Genomic DNA, 9,352 nt, shown 5'->3' on the forward strand with positions numbered 1-9,352 from the left:
GCGGATGGCGGAGAAGACCCTCGACGGCCGCGTCGCCGTCGTCACCGGCGCCTCCCGCGGCATCGGCCGCGCCGCCGCCCTCGCCCTGGCGCAGGCCGGCGCCCATGTCGTCGCGGTCGCCCGCACCCAGGGCGGCCTGGAGGACCTCGACGACGCGATCCGGCAGGGGGGCGGGAACGCGACCCTGGTGCCCCTCGACCTGACCGATTTCGACGCCATCGACCGCCTCGGCGCGGCGCTCAACGAGCGCTGGGGCCGGCTCGACGCGGTGGTCGGCAATGCCGGCATCCTCGGCAACCTGATGCCGGTCAGCCATGTCACGCCGAAGGTGTGGGATCAGGTGATGGCGATCAACGTCACCGCCAATTGGCGCCTGATCCGCTCGTTCGACCCGCTGCTGCAGCGTTCGGATGCGGGCCGGGCGATCTTCGTCTCCTCCGGGGCGGCCTCGAAATGCCGGGCCTATTGGGGCCCCTACTCCATCTCCAAGGCGGCGCTGGAAGCGATGGTGCGGACCTACGCCGCCGAGAACGCCAACACGCCGGTCCGCGCCATGCTGCTCAATCCGGGGCCCTTGCGCACCCGGATGCGCGCGGCGGCGATGCCGGGCGAGGATCCGGCGACGCTCAAGACCCCGGAGGATCTGAGCCCGCACTTCGTGCGTCTGGCCTCCCCCGCTTGGAACGAAACCGGCAAACTCTACGATTTCCCCAGCGACCGGGTTCTGGATTTCCAGAGTCCCCAGTAAGGGGGTCCGGGGCCTCAGGCCCCGGCGGGTGACGGGCAGAGCCCGTCTTCTTGGGCTTGTAGGGTTCTGCCATGATCGACGTCCGCTGCATCTGCGCCATCGGCCAGCGGGGCCAGCTCGGCCTCAACGGGCAGCTCCCCTGGGAAGGCAACACCGATCCGGTCTTCGTCGAGGACGTGACCCGCTTCTTCGCCCTGACCATGGGCCACGTCCTGATCGCGGGCCCCAAAACCGTGGCCTCGGTGCCGGAATTCGCGTTCAAGGACCGCACCATCGACGTGATCCGCTCGCACGAGGATCCGGAGGCGGTGCTGAAGCGCTATCCCGGCCGGCGCATCTTCGTCGGCGGCGGCATCGCGGTCTGGAACGTCTACGCCAAGTACATCCAGCACTGGGACATCACCCGCCTGCCCTATGACGGCGAGGCCGACCGCTGGTTCGATCCGGCCTGGCTGGTCGGCGGGGCGCTGCGGACCTGATTTCCCGAAACGCGCGTCCACCCGACACCGCATCCTCGCTGCCGCATGGCGGTGGCGGCCGGCATTCGCTATGAGGCTCGGCCGGACCCCGTCGTCGGCATGGGCTCGGAAGTGCAGGGTGTGATCGGATGAGCGGAACGGACACCGGAACCGCCGAGACGGAGACCACGGCCGATTTCGGCTACGAGCGCGTGCGCCTCTCCGAGAAGCAGGGCAGGGTGGACGAGGTGTTCCGCTCGGTCGCCCGCCGCTACGACCTGATGAACGACCTGATGTCGGGCGGCCTGCACCGGGCCTGGAAGTCGCACCTGATCTCGATGCTGCGCCCGTCGCGGACGCGGCCCTACCGCCATCTCGACGTGGCCGGCGGCACCGGCGACATCGCCTTCCGCACCCTCGCGGCGGGCGGGCCGGAGACCCACGTCACCGTGCTCGACATCAACGAGGCGATGCTGCGGGTCGGCGCCGAGCGGGCCGGGCAAAAGTACGACGGCCGCATCGATTTCGTCACCGGCAATGCCGAGACCCTGCCCCTGCCCTCCGGCCATTTCGACAGCTACACCATCGCCTTCGGCATCCGGAACGTGCCGCGCATCGACCTGGCCCTGCGCGAGGCCCACCGGGTGCTCAAGCCCGGCGGACGCTTCCTCTGCCTCGAATTCTCGCGGGTCGACCTGCCGGTTCTGGAAAAGATCTACGACGCCTACTCTTTCCACGTGATCCCGCGCATCGGCGAGCGGGTGGCGGGAGACCGCGAATCCTACCAGTACCTCGTCGAGTCGATCCGCAAGTTCCCCTCCCCCGACAGCTTCGCCCGGATGATCGAGGCGGCGGGCTTCGCCCATGTCAGCCATCGCCGGCTCTCCGGCGGCATCGTCGCGATCCATTCCGGCTGGAAGATTTCTTGATCTCCGCCGCGAAGGGAGCGCGATAAATGCTCGGCGCGGTCTTCCACCTCGCCCGCGGCGCCCATGTCGGCTTCGTGCTCGCCCGCGAGGGCGGGCTGGCGCTGATCGATCCGGCCCCGCTGCCGCCGCATCTGCGGCTCGCGCTGAAGCTCGGCCGCTCCCTGGAACGGCGCGGCATCGCCGAGGCCCCCGGCGCCAGCCCGCTGGAGCGGGCGATGACCCGGCTCGGGCCGTCCTACGTCAAGTTCGGCCAGTTCCTGGCCACCCGCCCCGACATCGTCGGCATGGCCGCCGCCCGCGACCTCGAACGGCTGCAGGACCGGGTTCCGCCCTTCCCGCAGGAGATCGCCCTGAAGGTGGTCGAGCAGGAGCTGGGCAAGCCGGTGCCGGCCCTGTTCTCCTCCTTCAGCGCGCCGATCGCGGCGGCCTCCATCGCCCAGGTCCACAAGGCGACCGTGCTCGACGCCGACGGCACGCAGCGCAGCGTCGCCGTCAAGGTGATGCGGCCCGGCGTGCGTGAGCGCTTCGCCAAGGATCTGCAGGCGATGCGGTTCATGGCCCGCATCGTCCACGCGCTGCTGCCCGATGCCGAGCGCCTGCGCCCGCGGGAGGTGGTCGAGATCCTGGCCCGCTCCGTCACCATGGAGATGGATTTCCGCCTGGAAGCGGCGGCGATGTCGGAACTCGCGCAGAACACCGCGGGCGACGAGGATTTCCGCACACCCAAGCCCGAATGGGGCCTGACCGCGCGGGATGTGCTGACCAGCGAATGGATCGACGGGGTGCGCCTCAACGACCGCGCCGGCATCGTCGCGGCCGGGCACGATCCGAAGGCCCTCGGCCGGGTGGTGATCCAGTCCTTCCTGCGTCAGGCGATCCGCGACGGGTTCTTCCACGCGGACATGCATCCGGGGAACCTGTTCGTCGATCCGCAGAGCCGGCTCGTCGCGGTCGATTTCGGCATCATGGGCCGGCTGGGACATGCCGAGCGGCGGTTCCTGGCCGAGATCCTGCTCGGTTTCATCACCCGCGATTACCGCCGGGTGGCGCAGGTGCATTTCGAGGCGGGCTACGTGCCGCGCCACCACTCGGTGGAGGATTTCGCCCAGGCGATCCGGGCGATCGGCGAGCCGATCCACCAGCGCCGGGCCGACGAGATCTCCATGGCCAAGGTGCTCACGCTCCTGTTCGACGTGACCGCCCTGTTCGACATGAGCACCCGCACCGAATTGGTGATGCTGCAGAAGACCATGGTGGTGGTCGAGGGCGTCGCCCGCTCGCTCGATCCGCAGCTCGACATGTGGACCGGGGCCGAGCCGGTGGTGCGCAGCTGGATCACCCGCCATCTCGGGCCCATCGGTCGCCTGGAAGGGGCGGGGCGCGCGGCCCTGACCCTGTCGGAGGTCGTCTCCGACATCCCCGACATCGCCCAGCGCATCCGCCGCATCATGATCCGCCTCGACGAGGAGGGCTCGCGCGATACCAGGGCCATCGAACGGCTGGTCAAGCTGGAGCGGCGCCACGCCTTCTGGACGACGGCGGCGCTCTGGGCGATCGCGGTGGGGGCGCTGGCGCTGGCCTTCCGGTGAGGACGCCCTTTCCCCGCTCTTGACGCGAGCCCCGCGAATCCCCGTGGTGACGCCATGGCTCCCTCTGCTTCAGGCTCCCTCGCCGGCCGCCGCATCCTCTTGATCGTGGGCGGCGGCATCGCCGCCTACAAGGCGCTCGACCTGATCCGGCGCCTGCGCGAGCGCGGCGCGCAGGTGCGCCCGCTGCTGACCGAATCCGCTCAGGAATTCGTCACGCCCCTGGCCGCCGCCGCGCTGGCGGGAGAGCGAAGCCATACCGACCTGTTCGACCGGGAGACCGAGGCCGATATCGGCCATATCAAGCTGGCGCGGGATGCGGACGCCATCGTGGTGGCGCCGGCCACCGCCAACCTGATCGCGCGGATGGCGACCGGCCACGCCCCGGACCTCGCCGCGACGGTGCTGCTCGCCACCACACTGCCGATCCTGATCGCCCCGGCGATGAATGTGCGGATGTGGCTGCACCCGGCGACGCAGCGGAACGTCGCCACCCTGAAGGCCGACGGCGTCACGGTGGTCGGCCCCAACGAGGGCGCGATGGCCGAGGCCGAGTTCGGTCCCGGCCGGCTGGCCGAGCCGCACGAGATCGCCGATGCCCTCGAAGCGCTCCTGGCGCAGCGCACCGAGAGCCCCGGCTTCGGGTTTCTGGCGGGACGCGAAACCGCACAAAAGCCGCTGGCGGGACGGCACGTGCTGGTGACCTCGGGGCCGACCCACGAGCCGATCGACCCCGTGCGCTACCTCGCCAACCGCTCCTCCGGCCGCCAGGGTCACGCGGTCGCCGCCGCCGCGGTCGAGGCCGGCGCCCGGGTCACCCTGGTCTCGGGGCCGGTGGCGATCCCGGATCCGCCCGGCGTCACGGTGGTGCGGGTGGAGAGCGCCCGCGAGATGCTCGCGGCGGTCGAGGCGGCCCTGCCCGCCGACCTCGCGATCTTCGCCGCCGCGGTCGGCGATTGGCGCCCGGCCGAGATGCGGCCGGGCAAGATCAAGAAGGACGGCAGCCTCCCCGCGCCGCTGCAGCTCGTCGAGAACCCGGACATCCTCGCCACCATCGCCGGGCGCAGCACCGGACGCCCGCCCCTGGTCGTGGGCTTCGCCGCCGAGACCGACGCCGTCCTCGACAACGCGCGGAAGAAGATCGCCCGCAAGGGCTGCGACCTGATCGTCGCCAACGACGTCTCGGCGGAGGGCGGGGTGATGGGCGGGACCGAGAACAGCGTCCATCTCGTCTCCCGGGACGGCGGGGTCGAGACCTGGCCGAAGCTCGGCAAGGAAGAGGTCGGGCGGCGGCTGGTGGCGCGCTTCGCCGATCTGCTCGCACAGAGATCAAGCTGAGCCCGTCACACGGCATCACAGCGTATTCGCCGGATCAGACACAGAGCCGGTCTGACATCTGGCTTGCTGCGAAAAGTTCCGACCAGAAAGAGTATTTACTTTATCCCGGCTCCGCTTGCCCTTTCCGGCGCCAATCCCAGATCGTCTCTCCACGTCATCCATCGCGACAGGAGCGACATCATGGCCAAAGCCGACCGGCACAGCATGGGCCCCGGAGCGCAGGGCAAGGGCGATGGCACCGGTGCCATGACCGAGCTGCCCGAGGGGATGCTCGGCGAGAACGAGGTGCTGAGCAACCGCGACAAGTCGCGCCATTCCGACGAGCGCGGCCTCGACAGCCGCCATGTCCAGACCGAGCAATACCACGACCATGTCGGCGCCCGCCAAACCGGGAACCGCACGGGTGGGGAGGAGACGAATTCCAGCGGTCTCGCCGGACCGATGACCAACAGCTCGGGCGACACCGGCAGCCTGCGCTCGAAGCAGCGCGGCTAAGCACAATCCGAGCGGCCGGTCGGCAGCGATCCGGCCAGAGACGAACAAGCCCGCCGCGGCGAACCGGGCGGGCCGACAGGGCCAAGCTCAGGACGGCTTTCGCTTACCGGCGGAAGCTGCTCTGCGTGACCGTCTTCGTCTTGCCGCCGACCGTCTGGCTCTCCCGGTGGTAGCTCACATGGGTCGCGCCGTTGCGGATGCCGTGCTGGATGTCCTTGAACATGCCGTCGAAGTCTCCGAATGCCGGCCGGGCGCCGCCGTTGACCTGATCGAGAGTGTCTTCGGAAAGGAGAACAGGCTGGGCGCCGATGGCCTGATCAATGGTCATCGCGGTAATGCCGTGATGGGACATGGGACGATCTCCTGGTTTCGGTGCGACGTCTTGTTGGCGTCTGTCGCGATTGACACCGGATCGCCCCAGCTTGGCTGTGTTCGGGAGCACGTGGCCACGCTTCGCCAAAGCGGCGATCCACAGCGGCACCGGATCCGCCGCCCGTCACCTGTCTGAACCCTTCGGCAGGCAAGATCAGGCCGGCATGAGCCTCGATCCGATAGGAGCCCGGACGCTTCCGCTCTGGAGAATGCTCCAGCGCATCGTCCCGAACGACGGGCGGCCGGTGCCTCGGGAGGAGGATGGGATCAGACTCTCGCCCTCCCCCATCATCGGCCCGCCGGCCGGTCAGCCGCTGCGCAGGGTCAGGAGGGTCGCGGCCCCGGTGCGGATCCGGCGATGGCGGGCATAGAGCCAGAGCGGGCCGCCCTGGACGATGTTGCGGCACAGGCCGCGCTTGAAGTCGAAGACGCCCCGGTTGTCGATCGGATCGACACCCCCGAGATCGAGCACGCGGGCGCCCTGCTCGCAGGCATGCTCCACGATTCGCCACAGGGCGAACGGCGCGGCGCCGGTGGCCCGGGCCCGGTCGTTCGAGGCCGCGAAGAAATAGGTCCAGCGCTGGCGGGCGGTATGGGCCAGGCACACCGTGACCGGCGCGCCGTCCTCTCGGATTTCCAGGATCAGAAGATGGGGGTCGGCGACGGCGAGGTCGCGATAGACCGCCGTATCGAGACCGTCGGCGAAACCCTTGCGCTGCTGCAGGTCGGCATGCAGGCCCGCGAAGGCATCGAAGGCCCGCAGGCGCTCCTCCGGATCGGTCGGGACCACGCTGGTGAGGGCGGGATTGGCCTGCGCCTTCCGGATCGTCTGCCGCCAGGTCGAGTTGGCGTCGGCCAGGATCGCCTTGGTGCCGCGGGAGAGGTCGATCTCGATGGTGTGGTCCTGTCGGGTGATCACCGGCAGGAAGTTGTGCGCCAGCAGGGCCGACACTCCCTCGGCATCGTGGAACTGGTAGTGCTTGATCGCCAGAACGTCCGCGGGGCCCAGGGCGAGGTGGTCGAGGAAGGCGGCGAGCACCGCCTCCGCCCTGGCCCGGCCCCGCGCCGTCAGGATCGGGCCTCCCTGCACGAAGATCCGGCGCAGGAAGCCGCGTTTGCGCTCCTGATACTGGACATAGGCGAGGTCTCCGCCGGAATCCCGCAGGGCGATTCGCCGGACCGACCAGCCGAGCCGGCCCTTGTAGCTGCCCCAGAACCGGGACGCGTAGATGTTGGCGTTCGGCTGCTGCCAGACCGCCTCGTCCCAATCCGCGGCATCCGAGCGATCGACGACGGCAACCTCAGTGGCCATGAACTGTGATCCCTCTGTCTGCACCGGAACGACGGCCGCTCCCGTTCCGGGCGCGACCCGGCCCCTCGCCCGATGCCATCCGCACCCATATACCGACTGACGCGGCCGTCACTCCGTAGAGTCCACCGCCCCGCCCGCCGGCAACGCGGACACGCTTGCGGGCGCAGGCCGCCGGCGGCTTGATGCGATGAAGCGAACAGGCGTGCCTCACGACATTCCCGCAGCACCGTCGCCGCCAGAGGGGAAGCGGTGCATCCTCGGGCGTTTTGTGAGAGACACTCGGCACCGGGAAGGATCGTCATGACCGAGGGCGGAGCGGACGATACGGCGGGCGCGCGGACCGAGCGGCTGGCCCGCTTCCGTCCGGCTTCGGGGATGGAGACGCCGCGCTTCTCCGGGCTTTCGAGCTTCATGCGACTTCCGGTGATCGATCCCCGGGCGGCGCCCGGCCTGATCGAGATCGGCCTGATCGGCATCCCCTTCGACGGCACCACCACGAACCGCCCGGGGGCCCGTCTCGGCCCCCGGGCGGTGCGCGAGGCTTCCACCGGCACGCGGGCGCTCAACCATGCCACGGGGGTGGCGCCCTACGATCTCGCCGCCTGCGCCGATCTCGGCGACGTGCCGGTCAATCCCGTGGACGCCGCCGAGACCGACCGGCGGATCGAGGCCTTCTACCGGCCGCTGGCCGAGGGCGGGATCGTGCCGCTCTCGGTCGGCGGCGACCATTTCGTCACCTACCCGGTGCTGCGGGCGCTGGGCGCAGACCGGCCCCTCGGCCTGATCCATATCGACGCCCACAGCGACACCGACGACGCGCAATACGGTGGCGCGCGCCTCACCCACGGCACGCCGTTCCGCCGGGCGGTCGAAGCCGGCGTCCTCGATCCGAGGCGCTGCGTGCAGATCGGCATCCGCGGCAGCATGGACGCGGCCGACGAGCGGGCCTGGGCCCTGGGCCAGGGCATCCGGATCATCGAGATGGAGGAGGTCTGCGCCCGCGGCCTGCCGGAGGTGGCCGCCGAGGCCCGGGCGGTGGTGGGCGAGGCGCCGGCCTATCTCAGCTTCGACATCGACGCCCTCGACCCTGCCTTCGCCCCCGGCACCGGCACGCCGGAGATCGGCGGCTTCACCACCCGGGAGGCCCTGCACCTGCTGCGCGGCTTTCGCGGCCTCGACCTCGTCGGCGCGGATCTGGTGGAGGTCGCGCCCCCGCTCGACCCGGCGGGGATCACGGCGCTCGCCGGCGCGGGGCTCGCCTTCGAGATCCTGTGCCTGCTGGCCGAGCGGGTCGCCGCGCGGCACCGCGCGGCGCGGGAGGGCGAGGTTTGATCGGGAGAGCGGTCCCGGAAGGATCGGAGCCACCTCAGGCCGGCGGGGCGGAGCCGGCGCGCGCGACGATCGGGCGATAGACCCGCAACAGGTCGGGATCGAGCTGGCCGGCCTGGGCGTCCATGATCTCCAGGGCCGCACGGGCGGAGAGGCCGGGCCGGTAGACCCGGCGCTCGGTCAGCGCCGAATGCACGTCGCAGATCGCCACCAGCCGCACGAGATCGCCGATCTCGTCCCCCTTCAGGCCGTCCGGATAGCCCGACCCGTCGAGGCGCTCATGGTGGGAGCGCACCACCGCGAGGATATCGGGCGCGAAGGCGCCCTCCCTCGCCAGCAGATCCGCGCCGAGGGCCGCATGGGTGCGCATCACCCGCATCTCCTCGGGCGTCAGGGGGCCCGGCTTGTCGAGGATGGCGTGCGGGATCAGGGCCTTGCCGACATCGTGCAGGAGCGCGGCTTTGGCGAGGCGCTGCCGGTCGCTCCGGGAGAAGCCGAGTTCGGCGGCGAAGGCGGCGGCGAAGCCCGCCACGCTCAGGGAATGCTGGTACACCTGAAGGTCGTGGCGCCAGACGAGGTCGAGCCAGGAGCGGATGCCGACCTCGGACACCGTGTCGAGCACGATCTGCGTGCCCTCCTCGGCCTCGGCGGGGCTCGGGGGCCGGCCCCGGGCGGCGGCCTGGAACAGGTCGGTGATGACGGCGGTCGCCCGCTCCACCCGCGCCTGCCCGTCTCTTTTTCAAAACTCCCAGGCCCCGAGACAGGCGGAAATCTCTGATGCCGGT

The 9,352-nt window shown here is 70.5% G+C and carries 10 protein-coding genes; 7 read left to right on the top strand and 3 right to left on the bottom strand.

What is annotated here, in order from left to right:
- The first annotated feature begins 4 nt into the window (after positions 1-4).
- From MZTS_RS01370 to MZTS_RS01395, 6 genes are all read left to right on the top strand, one after another.
- Positions 5-748, top strand: coding sequence for an SDR family NAD(P)-dependent oxidoreductase (locus tag MZTS_RS01370; RefSeq protein WP_192280637.1), 744 nt, complete (start codon positions 5-7; stop codon positions 746-748).
- Between the two features lie 71 nt (positions 749-819).
- On the top strand, positions 820-1,227 hold the full coding sequence (locus MZTS_RS01375; RefSeq protein WP_192280640.1) for a dihydrofolate reductase: 408 nt from the start codon (positions 820-822) through the stop codon (positions 1,225-1,227).
- 128 nt (positions 1,228-1,355) lie between these two features.
- Positions 1,356-2,135 (top strand): bifunctional demethylmenaquinone methyltransferase/2-methoxy-6-polyprenyl-1,4-benzoquinol methylase UbiE, encoded by a 780-nt coding sequence (ubiE, locus tag MZTS_RS01380; protein WP_009865280.1) that lies wholly within the window; start codon positions 1,356-1,358, stop codon positions 2,133-2,135.
- Between the two features lie 26 nt (positions 2,136-2,161).
- Positions 2,162-3,724, top strand: a complete 1,563-nt coding sequence (gene ubiB, locus MZTS_RS01385; protein WP_192280643.1) for a 2-polyprenylphenol 6-hydroxylase — start codon at positions 2,162-2,164, stop codon at positions 3,722-3,724.
- A 54-nt stretch (positions 3,725-3,778) separates the two neighbouring features.
- On the top strand, positions 3,779-5,059 hold the full coding sequence (gene coaBC, locus MZTS_RS01390; protein WP_192280646.1) for a bifunctional phosphopantothenoylcysteine decarboxylase/phosphopantothenate--cysteine ligase CoaBC: 1,281 nt from the start codon (positions 3,779-3,781) through the stop codon (positions 5,057-5,059).
- 180 nt (positions 5,060-5,239) lie between these two features.
- On the top strand, positions 5,240-5,554 hold the full coding sequence (locus MZTS_RS01395; RefSeq protein WP_009865993.1) for a hypothetical protein: 315 nt from the start codon (positions 5,240-5,242) through the stop codon (positions 5,552-5,554).
- Positions 5,555-5,657: 103 nt separating this feature from the next.
- On the opposite strand, the gene MZTS_RS01400 is transcribed toward MZTS_RS01395, so the two are convergent.
- Together MZTS_RS01400 and MZTS_RS01405 are read right to left on the bottom strand one after the other, a co-directional pair.
- Positions 5,658-5,906, bottom strand: a complete 249-nt coding sequence (locus tag MZTS_RS01400) for a hypothetical protein (RefSeq protein ID WP_009865992.1) — start codon at positions 5,904-5,906, stop codon at positions 5,658-5,660.
- 327 nt (positions 5,907-6,233) lie between these two features.
- Positions 6,234-7,238 carry a lipid II:glycine glycyltransferase FemX gene (locus MZTS_RS01405; protein ID WP_192280649.1) on the bottom strand — a complete coding sequence of 335 codons (1,005 nt, stop codon included), beginning with the start codon at positions 7,236-7,238 and terminating at the stop codon, positions 6,234-6,236.
- Positions 7,239-7,538: 300 nt separating this feature from the next.
- Here MZTS_RS01405 and speB point away from each other — a divergent pair, with 300 nt between their 5' ends.
- Positions 7,539-8,570 carry an agmatinase gene (gene speB / locus MZTS_RS01410; RefSeq protein ID WP_192280652.1) on the top strand — a complete coding sequence of 344 codons (1,032 nt, stop codon included), beginning with the start codon at positions 7,539-7,541 and terminating at the stop codon, positions 8,568-8,570.
- 34 nt (positions 8,571-8,604) lie between these two features.
- Here speB and MZTS_RS01415 read toward each other — a convergent pair whose 3' ends face one another.
- Positions 8,605-9,285 (bottom strand): HD-GYP domain-containing protein, encoded by a 681-nt coding sequence (locus MZTS_RS01415; RefSeq protein WP_425492729.1) that lies wholly within the window; start codon positions 9,283-9,285, stop codon positions 8,605-8,607.
- Between the last annotated feature and the right edge of the window lie 67 nt (positions 9,286-9,352).

Origin of the sequence: Methylorubrum zatmanii (assembly GCF_014845115.1) — a bacterium.
Lineage (GTDB): Bacteria > Pseudomonadota > Alphaproteobacteria > Rhizobiales > Beijerinckiaceae > Methylobacterium > Methylobacterium zatmanii.